23 protein-coding genes are annotated in these 22,110 nt (G+C 38.5%); 9 read left to right on the top strand and 14 right to left on the bottom strand.

Annotated elements, in window-relative coordinates; genetic code table 11:
- Window positions 1-17 precede the first annotated feature (17 nt).
- The 6 genes from NSU19_RS01715 to NSU19_RS01740 form a co-directional block, all read right to left on the bottom strand.
- A complete protein-coding gene (locus tag NSU19_RS01715; protein ID WP_066247150.1) occupies window positions 18-209 on the bottom strand; it encodes a 4-oxalocrotonate tautomerase in 192 nt (63 codons plus the stop codon).
- Between the two features lie 42 nt (window positions 210-251).
- Window positions 252-1,037, bottom strand: coding sequence for a fumarylacetoacetate hydrolase family protein (locus NSU19_RS01720; protein WP_339198423.1), 786 nt, complete (start codon window positions 1,035-1,037; stop codon window positions 252-254).
- Window positions 1,038-1,051: 14 nt separating this feature from the next.
- A complete protein-coding gene (gene dmpG / locus NSU19_RS01725; RefSeq protein ID WP_232515727.1) occupies window positions 1,052-2,077 on the bottom strand; it encodes a 4-hydroxy-2-oxovalerate aldolase in 1,026 nt (341 codons plus the stop codon).
- A gap of 13 nt (window positions 2,078-2,090) precedes the next feature.
- Window positions 2,091-2,975 (bottom strand): acetaldehyde dehydrogenase (acetylating), encoded by an 885-nt coding sequence (locus tag NSU19_RS01730; RefSeq protein WP_063388382.1) that lies wholly within the window; start codon window positions 2,973-2,975, stop codon window positions 2,091-2,093.
- A gap of 20 nt (window positions 2,976-2,995) precedes the next feature.
- The gene (locus tag NSU19_RS01735; RefSeq protein WP_117017461.1) at window positions 2,996-3,781 is read right to left on the bottom strand and encodes a 2-keto-4-pentenoate hydratase; all 786 of its coding nucleotides are present in this window, start codon (window positions 3,779-3,781) and stop codon (window positions 2,996-2,998) included.
- Window positions 3,782-3,866: 85 nt separating this feature from the next.
- The gene (locus NSU19_RS01740; RefSeq protein WP_063388380.1) at window positions 3,867-5,327 is read right to left on the bottom strand and encodes an aldehyde dehydrogenase; all 1,461 of its coding nucleotides are present in this window, start codon (window positions 5,325-5,327) and stop codon (window positions 3,867-3,869) included.
- 211 nt (window positions 5,328-5,538) lie between these two features.
- Here NSU19_RS01740 and NSU19_RS01745 point away from each other — a divergent pair, with 211 nt between their 5' ends.
- Together NSU19_RS01745 and NSU19_RS01750 are read left to right on the top strand one after the other, a co-directional pair.
- A complete protein-coding gene (locus NSU19_RS01745; protein ID WP_311066782.1) occupies window positions 5,539-6,318 on the top strand; it encodes an IclR family transcriptional regulator in 780 nt (259 codons plus the stop codon).
- Window positions 6,319-6,338: 20 nt separating this feature from the next.
- The gene (locus NSU19_RS01750; protein WP_117017460.1) at window positions 6,339-7,277 is read left to right on the top strand and encodes an amidohydrolase family protein; all 939 of its coding nucleotides are present in this window, start codon (window positions 6,339-6,341) and stop codon (window positions 7,275-7,277) included.
- Window positions 7,278-7,467: 190 nt separating this feature from the next.
- On the opposite strand, the gene NSU19_RS01755 is transcribed toward NSU19_RS01750, so the two are convergent.
- Window positions 7,468-8,235 carry an inositol monophosphatase gene (locus NSU19_RS01755; protein ID WP_066247136.1) on the bottom strand — a complete coding sequence of 256 codons (768 nt, stop codon included), beginning with the start codon at window positions 8,233-8,235 and terminating at the stop codon, window positions 7,468-7,470.
- 316 nt (window positions 8,236-8,551) lie between these two features.
- Here NSU19_RS01755 and NSU19_RS01760 point away from each other — a divergent pair, with 316 nt between their 5' ends.
- The 4 genes from NSU19_RS01760 to NSU19_RS01775 all read left to right on the top strand — a co-directional run bounded on the left by NSU19_RS01760 (window position 8,552) and on the right by NSU19_RS01775 (window position 11,991).
- Entirely contained in the window at window positions 8,552-9,268 is a 717-nt protein-coding gene (locus NSU19_RS01760; protein ID WP_063388391.1) for a FadR/GntR family transcriptional regulator, read from the top strand.
- A gap of 19 nt (window positions 9,269-9,287) precedes the next feature.
- Window positions 9,288-10,496 carry a CoA transferase gene (locus NSU19_RS01765; RefSeq protein WP_066247132.1) on the top strand — a complete coding sequence of 403 codons (1,209 nt, stop codon included), beginning with the start codon at window positions 9,288-9,290 and terminating at the stop codon, window positions 10,494-10,496.
- A complete protein-coding gene (locus NSU19_RS01770; protein WP_339198425.1) occupies window positions 10,497-11,447 on the top strand; it encodes a hydroxymethylglutaryl-CoA lyase in 951 nt (316 codons plus the stop codon).
- Between the two features lie 157 nt (window positions 11,448-11,604).
- Window positions 11,605-11,991, top strand: coding sequence for a hypothetical protein (locus NSU19_RS01775; protein ID WP_339198428.1), 387 nt, complete (start codon window positions 11,605-11,607; stop codon window positions 11,989-11,991).
- A gap of 182 nt (window positions 11,992-12,173) precedes the next feature.
- On the opposite strand, the gene NSU19_RS01780 is transcribed toward NSU19_RS01775, so the two are convergent.
- The 7 genes from NSU19_RS01780 to NSU19_RS01810 all read right to left on the bottom strand — a co-directional run bounded on the left by NSU19_RS01780 (window position 12,174) and on the right by NSU19_RS01810 (window position 19,557).
- Entirely contained in the window at window positions 12,174-13,109 is a 936-nt protein-coding gene (locus tag NSU19_RS01780) for a response regulator (RefSeq protein WP_066247125.1), read from the bottom strand.
- Between the two features lie 31 nt (window positions 13,110-13,140).
- The gene (locus NSU19_RS01785) at window positions 13,141-14,406 is read right to left on the bottom strand and encodes an ATP-binding protein (RefSeq protein WP_339198430.1); all 1,266 of its coding nucleotides are present in this window, start codon (window positions 14,404-14,406) and stop codon (window positions 13,141-13,143) included.
- Between the two features lie 61 nt (window positions 14,407-14,467).
- Window positions 14,468-15,118 (bottom strand): amino acid ABC transporter permease, encoded by a 651-nt coding sequence (locus NSU19_RS01790; protein WP_339198432.1) that lies wholly within the window; start codon window positions 15,116-15,118, stop codon window positions 14,468-14,470.
- 122 nt (window positions 15,119-15,240) lie between these two features.
- Complete coding sequence (locus tag NSU19_RS01795; RefSeq protein WP_339198434.1) at window positions 15,241-15,894, bottom strand: amino acid ABC transporter permease; 654 nt, start codon at window positions 15,892-15,894, stop codon at window positions 15,241-15,243.
- A gap of 63 nt (window positions 15,895-15,957) precedes the next feature.
- A complete protein-coding gene (locus NSU19_RS01800) occupies window positions 15,958-16,824 on the bottom strand; it encodes a glutamate ABC transporter substrate-binding protein (protein WP_066247116.1) in 867 nt (288 codons plus the stop codon).
- A gap of 21 nt (window positions 16,825-16,845) precedes the next feature.
- Complete coding sequence (locus tag NSU19_RS01805) at window positions 16,846-17,574, bottom strand: amino acid ABC transporter ATP-binding protein (protein WP_066247113.1); 729 nt, start codon at window positions 17,572-17,574, stop codon at window positions 16,846-16,848.
- A gap of 1,803 nt (window positions 17,575-19,377) precedes the next feature.
- Window positions 19,378-19,557, bottom strand: a complete 180-nt coding sequence (locus NSU19_RS01810; RefSeq protein ID WP_063388738.1) for an SE1832 family protein — start codon at window positions 19,555-19,557, stop codon at window positions 19,378-19,380.
- A 222-nt stretch (window positions 19,558-19,779) separates the two neighbouring features.
- Here NSU19_RS01810 and NSU19_RS01815 point away from each other — a divergent pair, with 222 nt between their 5' ends.
- From NSU19_RS01815 to NSU19_RS01825, 3 genes are all read left to right on the top strand, one after another.
- Window positions 19,780-19,983: a hypothetical protein gene (locus tag NSU19_RS01815; RefSeq protein WP_063388739.1), complete on the top strand. Its 204-nt coding sequence runs from the start codon at window positions 19,780-19,782 to the stop codon at window positions 19,981-19,983.
- Between the two features lie 93 nt (window positions 19,984-20,076).
- Window positions 20,077-20,937, top strand: a complete 861-nt coding sequence (locus NSU19_RS01820) for a fructosamine kinase family protein (protein ID WP_339194019.1) — start codon at window positions 20,077-20,079, stop codon at window positions 20,935-20,937.
- A 574-nt stretch (window positions 20,938-21,511) separates the two neighbouring features.
- Complete coding sequence (locus NSU19_RS01825; RefSeq protein WP_066247109.1) at window positions 21,512-22,036, top strand: type 1 glutamine amidotransferase domain-containing protein; 525 nt, start codon at window positions 21,512-21,514, stop codon at window positions 22,034-22,036.
- Window positions 22,037-22,110: the final 74 nt, after the last annotated feature.

Genomic DNA, 22,110 nt, shown 5'->3' on the forward strand with positions numbered 1-22,110 from the left:
CTTCTCCTCCTTTAAAATTATTTTCTTACTTCAGATGCGGGTTTGCCCGCAATTCCCCAATGGGTTTTTGGCACCTCTGTCACTAAAACGCGGATGTTTTCTTTTGGTGAATCGAGCGTTTCCGATACAGTATTTGTTATATTTTGAATTAACTCCTTTATTTTCTCTGGCGGCCTGCCCTCCATGATTTGAATAGTAACAAAAGGCATGTCATCCCTCCTATCAGGTAAGAAATTTTTTTCTTCCGCTATTTAAACAACATGGAAGCTTGCTTCGCCCAATCCGTCAAATTTTCCTGTGACATAGTCGCCTTTGTTTATCAAGACGGCGCTCGTGATTCCTCCTGTTAGAATAACATCACCTGCACGCAGCTTTTGTCCTTTTCGTGATAACATATTGGCAAGCAGAGCGACGGAATGGGCAGGATGGCCAAGCACAGCGGCTCCGGCTCCTAACTCTTTTATTTCGCCGTTTATGGAAAGAGTCGATCCAACTAAATCAAGTTCTAATCCTTCCGGCTTTTTCAAAGACGTTCCGAATACAACCCGGGATGTTGACGCATTGTCAGCGATTACATCAGGAAGCGTAAAATCAAAATTTTCATATCGGCTGTCGATGATCTCAAGAGCCGGCATCACGTATTCTGTTTTCGCAAGCACCTGTGCACCATTGACACCAGGTCCTTCAATATCTTCTTTTAATACAAAAGCGATTTCCGCCTCCACTTTTGGGTGGATTAAGTCATGAAAAGGCAATGCTCCGCCGTTATTGATCACCATATAATCGAATACATAGCCGTAAATAGGCTCATTGACCTTCATTTGCTTCATCTTAGCAAAACTTGTCAAACCCATTTTTGGACCGATGATACGGTGACCTTCATTTATTTTCATATTGACAATCTCTTGTTGAATGGCGTAGGCTTCTTCGACGGACAAATCCGGTTTTAATGAGGCCGTTACCTTTTTTACTTCACGTTTTTCCTTTTCCGCTGTTACTAAGTAGTCAGCAATTTTTTTTATATCTGCGCCAGCCATTTGCTGCATCCTCCTTAAGTATGTGCCGTTTGTTTTTGTTTTGAAATTTCAGCAGCTACATCAATAATCATATCCTCTTGACCGCCAACAACCTTTCTTTTGCCAAGCTCAACTAATATGTCGCGCGAATCAATTCCGAATTTTTTGCTGGCAGCTTGTGCATGCAACAGGAAGCTTGAATATACTCCAGCATATCCGAGTATTAGTCCATCTTTTGTAATTTCTTGCGGCTTTTCCAAAATGGGGGCTACTATGTTTTCGGCTACGTCCATAATTTTGTATAAATCGATTCCGGTGTTGATTCCTAAACGGTTGAGCACCGCGATTAATACTTCCGTTTGAGTGTTGCCTGCACCGGCGCCTAAGCAGCGGATGCTTCCGTCAATCCGCGTCGCTCCTTCTTCAATGGCTGCTAATGTATTGGCCATTGCTAGGGAAAGATTGTTATGGCCATGGAATCCGATTTCAATTGACAAGCTGTTTTTTAAAGCTTGAATCCTTTCTTTTACTTCATGCGGCAGAAAAGCGCCAGCTGAATCGACAACGTATACAACATCAGCTCCATAGCTCTCCATAAGCTTTGCTTGCTCAACCAGTTTTTCTGTTGGAACCATATGGGCCATCATCAAAAAACCGACAGTTTCCAATCCTAATTCTTTTGCGAAAGCAATATGCTGTGCTGAAATATCCGCTTCTGTTACATGAGTGGCGATTCTCGCCATTTTTACCCCCAGCTGTGCAGCTTGTTTTAATTCTTTCATTGTCCCGATTCCCGGCAAAAGCAAAACAGCAATTTTGGCATTCGTGACAGTAGATACAGCGGCTTCGATCAATTCCATTTCATTTGTTAAAGAAAGTCCGTATTGCAGAGATGAGCCACCTAAACCGTCTCCGTGCGAAACTTCAATATAAGGTACATTGGCATCATCCAACCCTTTTGCGACGGCTACGACTTGATCCACAGTATATTGATGTCGAATCGCGTGGCTGCCGTCTCTTAAAGCGACTTCAGTAATCAGTATGTTACGTTCTCCCACGATATTCACTCCTTCCTTAAACATTCACTTTAGAAGTAATATTTTTCGCCCATTCCTCCGCCACTTTCACTGCTGCGGCTGTCATGATATCCAAATTGCCTGAATAAGTCGGCAAATAGTCTCCAGCGCCTTCCACTTCGATAAAAACTGTTATTTTATTTCCGTCAAAGAGAGGTTCTTGTCTTAAGCGATAGCCCGGTACATAAGATTGGACTACTTCCACCATATCTTTGACGGATTGAGTAATCTTTTTTTGATCGACAAAATCATTTTCTACAAGGCAATATATCGTATCTCTCATCATAATCGGCGGTTCAGCAGGGTTTAAAATAATGATAGCCTTCCCTTTTTTAGCGCCGCCGATTTCCTCGATTCCGCGCGCTGTCGTTTCGGTAAACTCGTCAATATTTGCTCTAGTTCCGGGACCGGCGCTTTTGCTTGATATCGTTGCCACAATTTCTGCATATTTGACAGGCTGAACTTTGTTGATGGCATGAACGATCGGAATCGTCGCTTGGCCTCCGCATGTAATTAAATTAATGTTGTCGGCATCCAAATGTTTATCAATATTTACAGGAGGTATGACAGACGGACCGACGGCAGCAGGTGTTAAGTCAAGAACTTTTTTCCCTGCTTGCTTCAGCAATTTTGCATGGCGTATATGAGCTTTTGCGGAGGTGGCATCAAATAGAATATCCGCTAGATCGGGATTTTCTAAAAAACCTTTAATGCCGGTATCAATCGTGTAATATCCGAAATCTTTTGCTTTTTTTAATCCGTCCGATGAGGGGTCAATTCCGATGACCGTTGTAAGCTCCAACACATCTGATCGACGGATTTTGTACATTAAATCTGTTCCGATGTTGCCGGACCCTAAAATTCCAACCTTTACTTTATTCATAAAATTCTCCTTTCAATCTATTATTCTGTAAATGATACCGTTACATGCCCGAGATGAGCGAACCGCGCCGTAAAGACGTCTCCAGCTTGTGCATCAGCGGCTCTGGATAGAGCGCCTGATAAAATGATTTCTCCGGGACGTAAAGAAATATCAAAATCAGCCAGCCTGTTGGCGAGCCATGCGACACAGTTTGCCGGATTGCCTAATGCTGCTGCGCCGACACCGGTATTGACTAGTTCCCCGTTTTTTGTCAAGCTCATTCCAATTAATTCGAGATCAACATTTTCTATTTTTTCCGGTTTTCCTCCCAATAAGAAATATCCGGATGAAGCGTTGTCGGCAATGGTGTCAGCCAGCTTGATTTTCCAATCTTTAATGCGGCTGTCGACAATTTCTAATGCCGGAACAATATAGTCAGTTGCTAAGATCACGTCTAAAGCGGTTACGTTTGGACCTTTAAGCTCCTTTTTTAAAATGAAGGCAATTTCAGCTTCTACTCGCGGCTGCAAAACTTTTTTCATGGAAATGCTTCCGCCGTTTTCAACGACCATGTAATCTAATAAATGTCCATAGTCCGGTTCATCGACTCCAAGCAGCTTTTGCATTGCTAAAGATGTTAAGCCGATTTTTTTTCCGACAATTTTTTGACCTTGATCGACCTTTCTTTTTATATTTTCCAGTTGTATAAGATAAGCTTCTTCGGCAGTCAGATTCGGATCAACGGCAGTAAGAGGATCTGTCGCCCTGTTTAAAGCTTCAGCTTCCTGCAGTTGATTGGCAAAGTTGGCAATTTTCGTTGTTAACATTTTTTCCTTCCTTTCTCATTCAGACAGAATGATTTGGTAAGCAGGCTATTTTAACATACTCCTTATGTTTCAACGGCACCTGAAATTATAGCTTTATCGTTATGTTTGAAAGCTCTGTATAAAAATCTAAGCTGTGCATGCCGCCCGTTCTGCCAATTCCGCTGTGCTTCATTCCTCCAAACGGCGTTCGTAAATCACGCAGGAACCAGGTGTTGACCCAAATGATGCCTGCTTCAATTTGATGTGCCACCCTGTGTGCACGCCGTAAATTATTTGTCCAAATAGTTGCGCTTAATCCGTAATGTGTATCATTGGCTTGGGCTATAACTTCCTCCTCCATGTCAAACGGAGAGACAGTTACAACTGGGCCGAATATTTCTTCCCGTACGCAGCGGGAATTTCGATCCAAACCAGTTATGATTGTAGGTTCGAGATAATAACCCTTATCTAATCCGTCTGGACGCTTTCCGCCTGTTAAAATTTCTGCCCCATCTTGCTTGGCTATGTCGATGTAGCTGTTGACGCGTTCGTAATGTTCCTTGCTTACGAGTGCGCCGACATCTGTGCCATTTTCAAATGGATCGCCAATCTTTAATTCTTTTGTTTTCTTTACAAATTTTTCTAAAAACTCTTCGTAAGCTGGGCGCTCTACATAAATTCTTGAACCGCAAAGACAAACTTCGCCTTGGTTAATAAAGCTTGATTTGATGGTAGTTTCAATGACTTCATCTAAATCTGAATCGGCAAAAATAATGTTTGGATTCTTGCCGCCCAATTCATATGAAAGTTTTTTCAAGGAATTAGATGCTGCTTTCATAATGGCTGCTCCTGTACCGGGTTCACCGATAAAGGAAATGGCGTCAATGTCAGGATGTTCGGCAATTGCTGCCCCAGCGGAGTTTGGACCGAAGCCATGAACAAGGTTGACAACTCCGTCCGGAACACCGGCCTCTTTGCAAATTTCCATTAATGCAGTAGCGGTTAAAGGAGTCCACTCTGCAGGTTTAATAACAGCTGTGTTGCCCATTCCTAAACATGGAGCCAGCTTCCAAGTCAATAATAAAAGAGGTAAATTCCAAGGCTTGATAATTCCCACTACTCCGACTGGGCGTCTGTGTGCATAATGAATGGCCTGATCATCTTGCTGATAAGCTTCATTCGTAATCGAAATGATGTAGTCAGCGAAGAAGTGGAAGTTATAGGCAGCACGGGGAATGTCAATTTTTTTTGCAAGAGATAGCGGTTTTCCTGTATCCAATGATTCCAATCGTGCCAGCTCATCCTGTCTTTCTTGGATTAAATCGCCAATGCGCCGCAAAATTTTTGAACGCTCCGTTAATGTTATGTTTTTCCAAGGGCCGTTCAAAGCCCTTTTGGCAGCGGAAACGGCATAGTCGACTTCTTTTTTTCCTCCTTCAGCGACTGTTCCGATTACTTCCTCAGTTGCAGGATTAATATTGTCAAAGGTCCTTTTGTTATCGGATTCAACAAATTGTCCGTTAATAAAATGCAAGCAGTTAATCGTTCCGTTTGAGTTGATTGGCATGATTCACCCTCCCGAATATCATCATAAATTTCAACTGTGACTTTAATGGTAGTTTCCCTATGTTGCACTTTCAACTTCTAAATTGCTATATATGCAACAAATATAAAAATTTTTAAAAATATCGAAATATTTAATTTTTTACTTTTCAGTTGTTCATATATTTGATATATTCTCGTATAAAGAAAATTGATGTAGAGGGGGAGGGTGTACATTGAATGGAAAAGACGAGAAAAATCAGCTTTCTTCCATCAAAAATGCGCTGAAAATATTGAAAAGCTTTACAATGGAAGAGCCAGAAAAAAAAATAAGCGATTTATCCAATTCTCTAGGATTAAATAAAAGCACAGTCAGCAGGACAATGAAGACGTTGGCAAGTGAAGGATTTGTTTATAAAGATTCAGAAACGAAGAAATACAGATTGGGATTATCCATTTTATCTTTAAGCGGCGTGCTATTCAGCAATATGGATATTTACAGAGAATCGCAGCCTGTACTAAATAAACTGGTCGAAGCAACCGGTGAAACTGCCCATATTTCTGTATTGGACAATTTAGAAGTTGTTTATTTGCAAAAAGTAGAGTGCAATCACCCCGTAAGATTTTTAACCCATATCGGGAGACGCAATCCGCCTTATTGCACGAGCTCTGGAAAAGTTTTAATTGCATTTTCGGAAAATGAAACGGTCGAAAAAATTATATCTAAAGGGTTAAAGCGTTTTGCTAAAAATACGATTACGGATCCTGAGAAGCTGAGAGATCATTTAAAAAAAGTAAGGGAGAATGGGTATGCCGTTAGCATTGAAGAATTGTCCGAGGGAGTTAATTCCATTGCCGCCCCGATTTATGATTATACCGGAAAGGTTATTGCAGCACTTTCTGTAGTCGGTCCAAAACAACGAATCAATTCTTACAAGCTTAAGGCGATGGCGAAACAAGTGATCGCAGCAAGCAAGGAAATTTCTGAAAGAATGGGGTATTTGAATTTTTCATAATTTGGTGGGAGAGTGGAGAGATGTATGATTTTCATACACATTTCATCCCTGAAGGCGTGATGGAATGGGTAAAAGAACATAAAGAAACTATTCATGCTGAATGGGTGAAAAAAGAAAAGGATAAGGAAGAGTTTTTGATTGTTAATCAAAAATGGGGATTTGAATTAAAAAAATCTTTTTTAGATTTAACCCTTTTTTTAAACGAACAATTGAAAGCGGGAGTTCATCATTCCGTCATTTCACCGATACCGCAGCTTTTTATGTACGAGTTTCCGGAAGAAATCACTGCTGAACTATCCGGCGTGTATAATGATTCATTAGCGCGGCTTGTGCAATCGTTCCCGGAAAAATTGTCTGCGCTGGCAACGGTTCCGTTAAATAACCCGGATAAAGCTGCACAAATCTTGACAGATGCGATGGGAAAAGGGTTAAAAGGAGCCATTATCGGTCCTGGGGCAGCTAATCATATGCTGTCAGATGAATTTTTTATCCCATTTTTTGAAGAAGCCGATCGGTTGAAAGCGATTGTTTTCATTCATCCGTTATTGAGCGAAGATCCTCGCTTGAAAAGAAGAATGATGCCAAATTTAATCGGTGTTCCGTGGGAAACAACGATTTGTGCTACAGATCTTTTATTAAGCGGATTGATTGATCGATTTCCAAATGTGAAAATATTATTTGCCCATGGCGGAGGATTTTTGCCTTACCAAATCGGCAGAATAGAAAAAGGATACGAAGAATGGGAAGCGGTTTCAAAAAATTTAACATCCTCTCCGAAAGAATACTTAAAGCGTTTTTGGTATGACAATGTTTTGTGGGAGCAAGCAAGCATTGACTATTTAGTGCGAATAGTGGGAGAAGATCGAGTAGTGCCTGGCTCCGATTTTCCGTTCGACCTTTCTGTCTGGCCTCCAAATGAAAAGCATTGCAAAGGGGCAAGTTCATTAATAGATTTTTAAAAGCTTTTCGTCTTTTAAGCCAGCAGGCTGGACAATCAATCGCTAAATGATTTATCTTTTGAATCATCGTTCCGGTTTTTGTTAGCAAAACGTTATTTCACGAACGGGCCCAGCATCATGAAAACGGAAATGTCGTTGTATTATATGGCAGCAGAAAAGCATAAAAGCAGTCTAGACTTGCGGACTGCTTTTATGCCGTTGTGTGCTGAACAGGCAGTAAAGGTGCTATCTCGTCTATTATTTTTTGATCAGCAATGACAGTATAATTTCCGATCGTTTGTATAGCTCCGCCCGCTTCGCACACAAGCAGCTGTCCAGCAGCAATATCATAAAAATTAGGCTTATAGTAGACTGCGATATCAAGTTTGCCGCAAGCAATGTAGGCTAAAGTGACAGCAGCTGTTCCGATCATTCTGACTCGGTAAACGTCGTTTACAATGTTTTCAAGCAATGAAATGCGCTCTTTATTCGTTTGTTTATTGGCGTCCTTTGCAAAATCGCCAATGGAAATAAAAGCTTCCGCCAGGCTGGCATTTCGAATGTTTATAGCATTTCCATTTAAATAGGCTCCTTCTCCCTTTGCTGCCCAATACGTTTCCCCAAAAGCAGGCAATGATATAGCAGAGACGACTGGATCATTTTGATAGGTTAGGGCGATGGAAACTCCGTAAAGCGGAACGCCGAAGCTGTAGTTGATGGTCCCGTCAATAGGGTCAATCACCCATTCAAATTCATCCTTTCCCCCAATGCTGCCGGCTTCCTCACTGAATATGCGGTGATCAGGATATGTCTCCTGAATGCGATCAATGATCAGCTTTTCAGCTTTCAAATCCATTTCAGTCACAAAATCTTTTGCTGACTTTAATGTTTGCTGCCCAGCTTTTCCTGCATACGGCCGAATCAATTCACCGGCCTCTTTAGCTAACTTTATCGCAAAAGGCAAATATTGCTTATACATTGCGTTCCTCCTTCGGAAAAATGAATCACGGATTGATTGCTATTAATTAATCATAATATATTTCAAGAAATTTAGGAATAGATGGAATGTTAACACACACTTGCTTTAGAAGTGTAATGAAACGTTTCCACATGAGAAATGAAATGCCTTGGATAAGAAAAATCATCTTACATCTTGCATTGAACGCTTTTCTCTTCATATCTTACGGTGTTTTACATGTTCGATGGTGCAGCAGCTTGACGATTTAATGACAGAATATTATAATTTTAATAAAATTGGACTGCCCAACAGCCCAAAAAATGAAAGGAACATGTTTATGAAATCCAATATATTTAATGAGCTCACCAATACGAGAGTTTACGAAAAAATTGTTGATCAAATTAAGCAACTGATAGAAGAAGGAAAACTAAAACCAAATGACCGCCTGCCTCCGGAGCGTGAATTGGCGAAAATTCTCGGGTGCAGCAGGACTTCTTTGCGGGAAGCATGCAGAGTTTTAGAATCGGAAGGAATCATTATTTCAAAACCAGGCGGCGGACGGTTCGTTCAAAAAGTCGATCAAAGCTTGATTCTGAAATATCAGATCAACCCTATTGATGTACTCGAAAAAACAACAGTGATTCAATTTTTGGAGGCCCGGGAAGCATTGGAGCCAAAAATTGCTGAAATAGCATGCGAAAGGGCAACGAAAGAAGATATAGAAAAGATGGAAAAGGCATTGAAATTAATGGAAGAAAAGTTAAAAAATCCGGAAGAGGAAATAGATGCAGACAGCAACTTTCATTTATCTCTCGCCCAAGCGACACATAATTTTGTGTTCATCTCATTTATGGATACGAATTTGAATTTATACCGCCAAGTGCGAAAGCAAACGTTGCAGTCGCAAGCGCGTTATTCTGAATCTTTTTTTGAACATGAAGCGATTTTGGAAGCCGTGAAACAGAAAGATAAAGCAAAAGCATCGGAAGCGATGAAAGTCCATTTAAGCAATTTGCGAAGCAATGTATTAGGCATGCTGCCAGAGAAAAATTAATGTTTTGGAGGGGGATACGATGGAAAAAGGAAAATATGGTCCGTTAACAGGAGTAAATATTTTGGATATATCGACTATGATCGCTGCTCCTTTTGGGGCAACACTGTTAGCTGACCTTGGCGCCGAAGTGACGAAAATTGAATTGCCCAATAAAGGTGATACTTTGCGGACTGTAGGCCCTTGGAAGGGGAATGAGCCGCTCAGATGGCCAGGGCTTGCCCGCAACAAAAAATCAGTTACTTTAGATATACGGAAAGAAGAAGGAAAAGAAATTTTAAAAAAACTTATAAAAAATACGGATATTTTAATTGAAAACTTTCGCCCCGGTACTCTTGAAAAGTGGGGGCTAGGGTATGAAGAATTGAAAAAAGCAAATCCTAAATTGATTATGGTTCGAATCTCCGGCTACGGTCAAACAGGACCGTATCGCGAAAAAGCCGGGTTCGGAACTCCGTGCACCGCTTTCAGCGGCCATACTTATATCCAAGGGTATCCGGACAGACCGCCTGTCAGTCCATCTTATTCATTGCTTGATTATATCACTGGTGTATATACTGCATTTGCTGCGGTCAGTGCATTATATTACCGTGATAAAACTGATGATCCAGAAGGGCAAGTAGTCGAAATGGGATTATATGAATCGATTTTCCGAATGCTCGAATTTTTAGTAGCTGAATATGACCAAAACGGTATAGTAAGAGAAAGAACACCCGGGTTGGCCGGACATTCAAGTCCAGCAGGAACATATGAAACGAAGGATGGAAAATATGTTGTTCTTGTTTGCAGTACTGATTCAACTTTTAATCGGCTTGCAGAAGCAATGGAACGAACAGATATGCTTGAGGATGAACGTTATTATACAAATTCACAACGTTTAAAACATGACGATGAAGTACAAAAGATTGTCTCTGACTGGATACGCCAGTTTACGCTGAAGGAGCTGCAGGAAAAATTGGATTTGTACGGTGTGCCTGTCAGTCCGATTTTAAGTATTAAAGATATTTTTGAAAATGAACATTATCAAGCTAGGAAAAACATAGTAGAAGTTGAGCATCCTCGGCTTGGAAAAGTAAAAGTGCCGGGCGTCGTTCCTAATTTTTCAAAAACTCCTGGAACCATTCGTTACCGCGCTCCTGAGCTTGGAGAGCATAATGAAGAAATATTAGGCGGAAAATTAGGGTTATCAAAACAGGAGCTTGCCGAGTTAAAAGAGAAAGGAGTCATTTAAATGAGTGATGTCATGTTTCCTGCAAGGGTCATCATTTGCGAAGTTGCGCCGCGCGACGGGTTTCAATCAGAGGATCAATGGATTCCGACTGAACAAAAAATAAAAATTATCCGTGCGCTTGCGAACACAGGAGTTCAATCGATAGAAGTGACATCGTTCGTTCATCCAAAAGCAATTCCGCAGTTGAAAGACGCCGAGGAAGTTGTGAAAGGGATAGAAGATTTAACGCATATTAAATTTCGGGCTTTAGTGCCAAATGTAAAAGGGGCCCAAAGAGCAATTGCGGCTGGAATAAAGAAATTGAAGCTTATGCTCTCGGCAACAGATTCGCATAGTTTATCAAATGCAAACTGCCTTGTGGAAGAAGCGCAAAGAGGATTTGAACCTATTGTCGATTTGGCGCAAAAACATAATGTTGAAGTAGGAGGATCAATTTCCGTTGCATTTGGATGTCCATACGAAGGAAAAGTGCCTTTAGAAAAAATAGTAACAATTGTAGATCGATATAAGAAAATGGGGATAACTGAAGTTTCGCTTGCTGACACGACAGGAATGGCTAATCCAAAACAAGTCTATCAATATCTTGGCGTATTAAAAAAGGAATTTCCTCACATGACTTTCTCCATGCACTTCCATAATACGCGCGGAATGGCGTTGGCGAATGTGGTTGCCGCTTTGCTGCAAGGTGTCATCCATTTTGACAGTTCTGTCGCAGGTCTCGGCGGATGCCCATATGCACCAGGAGCAACGGGTAACATTGCAACAGAGGATTTAGTTCATTCACTAGAAGAGATGGGGATTGAGACTGGAATTCATTTAGATCGCATAATTGACGTTGCAAAAGATGTAAGAAACATGCTCGGTCATGATGGAGGAAGCTACATGCTTCAGGCAGGACCTTGTTCGAAATTGAGTCCAAAACCAACTGCTCAGGAAAAATTAGAAAAGTAAAATGATTGGTATGGAAAACATGTTTTTAGATCGATCTAATAAGATCGATCAATTTTTTGCCGTCAAAAAAAGAGCCAGTTGAAATGCGTAAACCCAATCTGTTAGGCATGAATAAAGAGTCGTAGCAGGGCAGAAAAGTGACAGGAGCTAAAGGTGGTTGTTGAAAACGAAAGAGCAAGAAACTCGAATGGTGAATTGGAAAACTCTGGCGATGACTCATTCGCTGTATCAAGGAGAACGTGGAATTCTGGGCAAGATCCCTGCCGCAACGTTCCTTGACAACATGATCATTTGTCCGGGAAGACGACCGACAGGAAGACTTGCCGGATTTACCTGCCACGTCAAGCCATCAGATCCATGTTTCTATCAAAGAGGGAAATTTACAAAAAAATTTGGACTTAACCGATTGTTACATTACCGATTGTTACATTATATGTTATCGAAGGCTTTCCACATAAAAATCCCTTCCATGAGCTTTCTTTTTTCGGTCAACTATAAAGGGTATCATATCATTCGTGCGGTGGTTCAGTTTTTTATTGTGTAGTAGACATAGTATGATGATCATTGCTTTCTTACAACTTTATATTCGGCGGATCATTTCCCTTATAAAAGAAAGGATTAAGATATAACATGTGTCAACAGATTGCCGGGAATAGATTCCAATTCATCGGTGGAGGTGGACAAGAGATGCTGATGAAAAATAATTTTTACTATATATGTAAGAAACTAGTGAAAATTCATTTCTTCTTTTGTCTCTAAATAAAGTGCAGTTATAAATTTTTTTATGCTCAATCGGCATTTTGTTGTCTTTTCTCCATTTTTTAGTTCCTCCATTCGTTGGCGGATTTCTTCAAAATCAAATAAACGAGGGGCGTAATGTTCGAAATTAGGATTTGTATAATCAGTTAATCCAATTGAAGCTAAATTGGTGAATGTTTGTAAAACTATTCGGCGAATACGCTGTTCCATGGCACGCAATTCCTTTTGTAGAGATTCTTCATCAAAATGATTGCCAGATTGCAGCAAAATTTGTTTGTATAAGTCTTTTAATTGAGGAAGGTCGTGTATATTTTTTCCATTCTGTTCTCGAGCCTCTAGCCATTTTATTACTGCTAATATGTCAGAAGTTCCCGTCTCGCCAGCAATGCCTAAAGTGAGAAGGAGATGGCAAGCTTTTTCCTCAATCGAATGCTTTGCAGAATATGTAGAAGCTTTTAAAAATGTTTGCTGATCTTTATCTTTATCATCCATTACTTCTAATAAATTGCGAATAGATATAAGTGAAGAAGATAAGGCAAGATGGTTGGCAACTCGTTTTAAAACGGAAACAACTTCGTATTTGTTAATAGGTTTTTGAATGTATGTGTCGACACCCTGCAAGTATGCTTCACCGACCATTTCTTTATTTTCAACTTGAGAAATCATAATAAAGGGACCGGTGAATCCTTCGCTTCTCAATTTTTTCATTGTTTGAATGCCGTCTAGTCGAGGCATCAATAGATCAATTAGAATAACATCCACATTTTTGAGTTGATCGATTGAAACATTAATCCCATCATCTGCTTGTCCGATAACTTTTCCAAGCCCGCTGTCTGTTATTATTTTTTCCAACATTCTTCTAACAACAGGATCGTCTTCAATTAGGAAGAAGCGAAGGTACATCATGTTCCCCCCTTTCTTTATTATGGAATACCTATGTAAGCGTTTTAAACAGCTGATCTTTTGGTATCGTTACTATAAATTGAGTAGGTGGTCCTTTTTCATTTGATAATTGTATTGAACCATTTAAATTTTGTACAATTTTTTGGGCGTGTGTCAAACCGATTCCTGTTGATGGATTCCCGTTTTTGTCAAATTTTGTTGTAAATCCGGGTTCAAAAATCCAGTCTTGATCTTCCTCGGATATACCAATACCGGAGTCGGTTACGAAAAATTTTATGTTATGATTATCTTCCACTACACGCAGTTCAACCCAACCTGAATGATGTATTGCTTCGACTGCGTTTGAAACAAGGTTGTTTAATACAGATAGAAGAGCATATACATGGTTAGTACATGAGTCAATATCACATTTTTTTTGGAATTGAATTGGCTTTTCTAAAGCTTCTGCATATTTTTGATTAGTTTTAATAACTAAATCGCAAATATCTGTAATGGAAATATGAAGGTTTAGTTGCTCTTGACTCATTAGTTTAGATAATCCTGCCAAAATCTTTTGTGAATCTTTTTTCACTTCATGAACATGTTCAGCAATATAAAGGGCTGTACTTGCCTCTTTATTTTCTAATTCCATTAAACGCATATATAGTTGATAGCTTTTTCTAGTAATATCTTCTAGATGGCTCATTGATTTCCGCAAAAAAAATGTTTCTTCATAAAGGCTTGTATTGATCATAACGAGACGTTCGAGTTCATGTTGTCGCGCTTCGCTTATGGCTTTTAATTGAGAAAAATTTAAAATATTGTAAAGCCCTACTGCGCAAAAACTTCTTAAAATCCCAAATAAAAGTAGCATCCAAATAGTTTCTAACGTGAGGGTAAATTGTTCTTGTATTAGTATGCGAAAAGATAATTCCACCATATTAGATGAAAAATCAATGCATGCTCCAATGATTCCTACACGAATGGGAGTTTTTAAATATTTTTGAATTTTTGTAACATAAACGAGTAAAGTAAAATTAAAATAGTAAAAGGCAGCGGGTAAATGGATAAAGAAACTGTCGATCCAAAAGACTCGCCCTAATATAAGATCGATCATCATCCGAAACAGCAAAACAAAAATGCCAGTACTAAATCCAGTTACAAGGATAGGAGCAGATCGAAAAGATAGTAATCCAAAGAAGAAAATTGCACTTCCTAATGAAAATCGAAAAAAATTATCAAAAGGATTGATTTTCATTTCTCCCAGAAGTGCAGTAGTGAAAACAAGGACAACAAGTGTCCAAAGGCGGTTATTCATCGCATTCTCCCTCATAGACAATTATAATACCATTATGGCCAGAAACCTACGAAACGTCTATTTAGATATATTTGTTTTCCAACCGTCTTGAAACTAATGATAATAAATAATTTACAGTAAAATACATGAGAGCAACTAAAATAAAGATCGGAATGACATAGTTGATATTTTTGCCATTAATGATTTGTGCATGATTCATTAATTCTGGTAAAGAGATCACGACAGCAAAAGAAGTATCCTTTAGTAGTGAAATGAATTGACTGACAATTGGCGGAACCATCCGGCGTAAAGCTTGCGGCAGTATAATATACCATAAAGTTTGCAAATAATTTAATCCAGAAGAACGAGCAGCTTCTATTTGACCTTTTTCAATGGAATTTAATCCACTTCGAACAATTTCTGACAACATAGTAGATTCAAAAACTACTAATGCTAAAATGGCAGCGGCCATTTTATCTAATTTTAACCCTATTTCTGGAAGAGCAAAAAACGTAAAGAAAATAATTAATAATAACGGTAAGTTTCGAATCGTTTCCACCCAAACGGCCAGTAGGTGACTAATGACCGGAACTTTTGTGTAACGCAATACACCGATCATGATGCCGAATATAAAACTAAGGGAAATGGATATAAAAGCAACAAGTAGGGTGACAGAAAATCCTTTCAAAAGAAATATGATATGACTGGGTGAATAAGCACCAATAAAATCCATTTTGTTTTCCCCTCCCTCTATAATTTCTCCCAATTCTTTAACACCTATAGATTCTTAACCTCATGTTAGTGGATACAAATTGAATTTATTCAATATATTTACATGGTAGAGGGCTATCCTCTTTATCTATTTTTTGCTAGTCTGCGTTCAAGAAAACTGACACTTAAGCTTAAAGGAATAGTTAACAGCAAGTAAAACATAGCAACAAAAATATATACATCAAATGTTACGAATGTTTCAGAAGATATTAAATCACCGAAATACATGAGATCTAAGCCAGCAATTACACCGAGTACAGACGAGTTTTTCACAAGATTAAGAAATTGATTTCCTAATGGAGGGATAACAATTTTAATTGCTTGTGGCAAAATAATATACCACATCGTTTGTACGTATGTTAAACCGGAAGAACGGGCAGCTTCCATTTGACCTTTCGGTACTGCTTGAATACCTGCACGTATCGACTCGGCGATAAATGCGGCTGTATAAGTTGTAAGACCTAGTGTTCCTGCCAAAAAAGAATTAATGCGTAACCCCAAAGCGGAAGGAGCGAAAAAGAATACAAATACTATTAACATCAACGGGATGTTTCGGATAAATTCCACGTACATCGTGCCAAGCCAATTGAGTGGTCGAAAGGGAGCTATACGGAAAATAGCGATAATTGTTCCTACAACTAAGCTTGCAATCATAGCGAATACACTAGCTTTTATTGTATAAAAAAAGCCTTCTATATACATATCCCAATGATCAATGAGTATGGAAAAATTCAACAAATATAATCACTCCTTTCAGGAAGAAACAGATGAGGGTGAAAAACCGCTCATCTGTTTATCAAATTATTTTTCATTTTTTGGTACGTCTCCGATCCATTTCTCATAAATTTTGTCATATTCACCGTTTTCTTTAATTTCTTTTAAATATTCATTAATTGTATTTACAAATTCTGTATCACCTTTGCGGACAGCAATTCCATAAGGTTCTTCTGTAAATGTTTCATCAACGACTCGGAAATTAGGATCTTGCTTTGCCATTCCTAGTAATAAAGCATTATCTGTTGTCAAAGCATCTCCTTGACCAGCTTTTAAAGCAGTAAAGGCTTCAGCATAATTTTCAAATTCTAATACAGTTGCTTCTGGTGCTTTTTCACGAATATTTTGAGCGGAAGTAGATCCTTTTGCCGTTAAAACGGTTACACCTTTTTTGACGTCAGAAATACCGTTGATTTTGCTGTCTTTCTTCACAAGTAAAGATTGTCCGGCCATAAAATAAACATCTGAAAAATCTACTTCTTTTTTGCGCTCTTCCGATATAGTCATTGTGGCAATGATACAGTCGATATCGCCATTGTTTAAAAGAGGAATTCGGGTTTTAGAAGTTACTTCTTTCAGTTCGATTTTATTTTCATCTCCTAATATTTTTTTAGCTAAACCTTTAGCAATATCGATATCAAACCCTTCCACCTTTCCGGTTTTAGGATCTTTAAGTCCGAAAAGATTTAAATCATATTTTACGCCGACAATCAATTTGTCCCTTTCTTTTATTTTTTCTAACGTATTTTGATTGTCGGAAGAATTTTCTGTTTTTTCTTGTTCTGCAGTAGTATTAGTAGTAGTTTTTCCGCCGCAGGCTGACAAAATAGATATACATAAAATAGAAATTAAAGAAATGGAAAGTATTTTCTTACAGAATGATCGAAAGCTCATATATAACATCCCCCTTCATATTTAATGATTTAATATTCTGTTTAGGAAATTTTTTGCTCTTTCTTCTTTTGGATTGGAGAAAAATTCTTCAGGTGTTGAAACCTCTAATATTTTCCCTTGATCAATAAACACAATTCGGTCTGCAACTTCTCGGGCAAAACCCATTTCGTGTGTTACAACCACCATGGTCATCCCTTCTTTCGCCAGCTTTTTCATGACGTCTAACACTTCTCCGATTGTTTCTGGATCCAGTGCAGAAGTTGGTTCATCAAACAACATGATTTTTGGTTTCATTGCAAGACCACGGGCAATTGCAACACGCTGTTGTTGTCCTCCGGATAGAGAGGATGGATAGGAATTTGCCTTATCAGGTATTCCTACTTTTTCTAAATAGTACATTGCAGTTCTTTCAGCCTCTTCTTTTGCAATTCCTAGCACTTTTATAGGAGCCAACGTAATGTTTTGTAGGACGGTTTTGTGAGGATAAAGATGAAAATGTTGAAATACCATCCCGATGTTGCGGCGTAATTTATTTATATCTGTTTTTTTGTCATGAACTTTTACATTATCTACTATTAATTCTCCACTAGAAATTGTTTCAAGCCTGTTAATACAACGAACGAGTGTACTTTTCCCGGATCCTGAAGGACCGATAATGACGACAACTTCCCCTTGTTTAATATGCAGATTGATATTTTGCAGAACATGGAATTTTCCGTAATGTTTATTTACTTCATGGAAAATGATCATTAATCAACCCCCTCCTTTCTATATGTAAATAATTTTTAAAATATTTAACAAATTTTAAATTAATATTAAATTAAATCTACGAAAATCTACAAAAAATTACAAAAACCAAATAAAAAACCTTGTCATATTTTTTTACAAAAGTAGAGAATGGTATAAATGGGTATACTGTTAAAAAATTTTATGTAATGCGGGGCAGATACAATATTTCTGAATGAGTTTGGAATTGATAGGGAACCGATTTCCTTTGCAGGAGACTGTCTAGAAAGTCAAATTCCAAAAATATTAACGTTTTAACCCATAAAAAAGAGGCATCAATAAGCAGTAAACACAATTAATCTGCCATATATGATTAATTGTTATGTTCTTCGAATTTTCGCTGGAGGGCTTCCTGCGCTTCTGCAAATCTTCGTAACTTTTCGTTCTGCTAAAAGTTTGAAAGGTCAAATATAATGCTTTTTCAGCGGATTCTTAACTGCTTAAACTGTTCATCGGCTTTAGACGTTTCCGAATCTCCTTGATCGCTCGTTGGATGGTATTTATCGTGTACATCACACTTCGATTACTGCTTAGGTTCATGAAGGCGAGACTCAAGATCGGGCTTCTCTTTTAAAATTTACTCAATTATTCCGATGCAAACTGCCGAAACAACTTCCATGCGTTTTCTTTACCCGGAGATCGATTAGACTGATGCCCTTTTGGTGCTAAGAACGAAACTCGGAATTTCAAACGCGAATTTCCCTTTTATAAACATTATACGGGCTCGCTTTAGGAAGCGATCATCAAGACACGGGAAATTAGCATGTGGATGGAAAGTCCCTATTCTCCTGACGATCAGTTGTATGACCAGAAAGAGAGGACATCAAAAATGGAGCAACCGTCCACTATCCAAGCGTTATGCTGTTTTATATTTGGACTACGACGGTTGAAAAAAGTCATTTATGTAGTGTTAGGAGTAAACGAAAAAGGATATCGCAAAATTTTGGATTTTTTCGTAGGTGGACAAAATTCTGTAAAACCTTTACACAAGAGGTGTCAAGAAGTGCTTTAAGCGTATTCGATGATTGCCAGGACTGGAGGAGCGCTTTATCCGAAAGGCGACGTACAGCGTTGTGTCGTTCACATTGTCTGTCATACTCTTAGCCGTGTAAATTAGAAATAAAAAAGGATCTGGAGATGAAAGTATATGGATTTCGTTACATATGGGATGTGTCCACCTGTTCGATTTGATCTCATCCAGCAATCAGTTCTAATTTTTTTTGATTTATCACATCATTGTGATTTAGAAAAAATGAAAGCATTTATGAAATCCTAAAAAAATGATCGCAACAAACATAAATGCTTTATCAATAATATGAAACCGATCGGCTTTTAGGACCACTTCTTCCCGTATAGATTTGGACGGCGCTTTTTAAGCAAATCGACTTGTGCTTTCTTCTTCTAAATTTTTAAATTGCATGTGTTTTCATACTTCCCGCCGATCGTAAAAACGCATCAAAAAGCCTCTACATTTTTTCATTTCTTAAATTTTGCGTATGCCGCTTAATTCCAAAGTGTTCATGAAGTTGCCGATAAGGGAGCCTCCTTTCATTTCAAACGAACGATTCACGCTTCAGATCTTCTGAATATGAGTTACATGTTTGATTTTTCACCATAAAAAATCCCCTCTCCGGCAGACTCCTAAGAACACTTTTTTTACTTTCCACCTGGAGGGGATAAAACCACACAGAACCTTCTTTTTTCCCATCCAATGGATCAATGAAAATGATTATGAAAGGAAACGGACAGCGGAATTTGATCTTGGTGTTAACGCTGCTTGTTCAGTGCCGTTCTAAGATTGGCCAACTCGTTTTCAATTTCCGTAAGCTGCTGTTCCGCTTTTTCTATATTTCCTCCGACTGATTCAAGCTTTTCGATGTCCCCTTGAATGCGGATATAGTCAGATTTTAATTCGGCGATTCTTTGTTCAATTTCTTGTTTTGTCATCCAATATTCACTCCAATGTATCTGATTTCCTTTTTACCATTTTATCATGAATGTCGGAATGACACCTTACACGATATGAGTGATTCCAACTAAAAATGTATGAGAAGTAACTATTATTTATGAAAGAGTCGAAAATATAATTATTTTTTCCGAAATAAAATAAGGAGAATTTTTGCGCCGTCTCTTTTAAGGGGTTTTTGGAAAAGGAGTAGGAAAAGGAGAATGAAAAATGTTTTGGTGCTGATGGAAAAAAATTTTGACCGAATCTACAAAAACTTTAACGATTTGTGCACAATGTTTGAAGAAAATCATCATTTAGACTACCAATCTTTTGAAACATATCAACAATTACGGAGAAAATTAATAGAAGATGTAAAAGCTCTTGAATATTTTATTGTTGGAACAATGAAATCTAAAGAAAAATAACTTTTCAATTAATAAAGGCTGCTTTGTTGATTTCGTTGCAAAAGATATATGATTTATGAAAAGATAAGTAAAAAAAGAAAAAGAGGAGGCAGGATGAAAAAAATTATAGCGGAAGCATTAAGGGCTGCTGGAGATTTTGGAGTAATCGAAAACATTCGGAAAGTAAGCGGAGGTGATATTAACGAAAGCTATTTTGTACAGACAGAAAACCAAACGTATTTTTTAAAGTACAATTTAGAAGCTCCCGAAGATTTTTTCCGTCTGGAAGCGGAAGGGCTTCAACTGATTAGGGATACTAACACCGTGCGCGTACCGAAGGTGTTTGCTTACTCCGAGAATTCCAACGAGGGATTTTTGATCATGGAATGGGTGAACGGTAATAAAGATGATAATACAGAAAAGCTGTTAGGCCAAAAGCTGGCAGCTTTACACAAAAGCCATTTTGTATATCACGGATATTCGAAAAATACATATATTGGAACGCTGCCTCAAAGAAACCGCCTTATGTCATCTTGGCTTGAATACTATCGGGACTACCGTTTAAGCGGACAAATGGAAATAGGAATCAAGAAAAATTATATACGTGGTGAACGTGGAAAAAGATTGGAAACTCTCCTTAATCGCTTGCATGAATGGATTCCAGCAAACGTGGAGGCTTCTCTTTTACACGGCGATTTATGGGGAGGGAATTGGATAGTTGGACCGAATGGGGAACCATTTTTAATTGATCCGTCCGTAATGTATGGAGATCGCCATTTTGAAATTGCCTTTACCGAATTATTTGGCGGCTTTTCCCAAGATTTTTACCGCTCATATGAAGAATATTACCCTCTTTCCGAAAGATATGAGGAAATCAAGCCTTTGTACCAGCTTTATTATTTGCTTGTCCATCTGAATTTGTTTGGGGAATCATATGGTGGAGCAGTAGACCGCATATTAAAAATGTATGTTTAAAAAAGATGAGGACTGAGAACCGTTAGTTTTTTCGGTTTAGACAACTGTTTCCCTTCGTTTTAAAGAGCTTGCAGCTCCCTAATTGTGCAAACGATCAAATGTTTTCTTCCAGAAAGAAAAGGATAGTTGTCGTCCCTCCCCGAAATTCTTATTTAAAAGCCCGCTCTTCTCAAATAAATTTATAAACGAACGTTTTCATTTTCTAATTCAACTGTAATGTCAAAGCTTCGCTGCCCGGCGCATTCGGTTTATTAGCTGAAAGAGGTTGGAATACTGAACTCAGCATCAAAATGCAAGGACTTGAAGCTGACAGCATTTCTATATTGAAGACAAATGAAACAGGCTTAATAGCTTGCTTGGTCCATTTTGTCTTGGTTGATTCGATTTATCTGAAAAATTCCGCCTCTAAACGCCGATGAAGGCAGCCGAATTGCGAGACTGCTGATTTTGGCAATCATATTTATTGTTAAACAAACGTTTGATTAGTAATATAGGTAATTGATAATAATATATGAAGCAAATAAATGTTTCCACAAAATTTTTTATGATAATCTAAAATAAAGGAGTTGATCACATGGCAAAAGTAGCTACTCTTATTACAGACTTGTTCGAAGACAGTGAGTTCACAAGTCCTGCAGAAGCATTTCAATCAGCAGGTCATGAAGTGGTCACAATTGAAAAAGAAGCTGGCAAAAAAGTTAAAGGAAAAAAAGGTGAAGCGGAAGTTAAAATTGACTATTCGATTGATGATGTAAAACCGGACGATTTTGATGCACTTCTTTTGCCGGGAGGTTTCTCGCCGGACATTTTGCGTGCGGATGACCGTTTTGTTTCTTTTGTAAAAGCTATGATGGATGCGAAAAAACCGGTATTTGCTATTTGTCATGGACCTCAGCTGCTAATTTCGGCAAAAGCATTGGAAGGTCGGGATGCAACTGGCTATAAATCAATTCGCGTAGATATGGAGTATGCAGGCGCCAACTATCATGACGAAGAAGTTGTCGTGTGCCAAAACCAATTGGTTACAAGCCGCACACCTGCTGACTTAGAAGCATTTAATAGAGAATCATTGAAGCTTTTGGATAAAGTATCAAAGTAAGCGGAGAGAAATTCAAAATTTTTTGCTGAGTGATTTTGGCAAAAACAAACTTCATATATGGCAAAAAACCTGCC

Origin of the sequence: Aeribacillus sp. FSL k6-2211, from assembly GCF_037966125.1 — a bacterium.
GTDB lineage: Bacteria > Bacillota > Bacilli > Bacillales > Aeribacillaceae > Aeribacillus > Aeribacillus composti.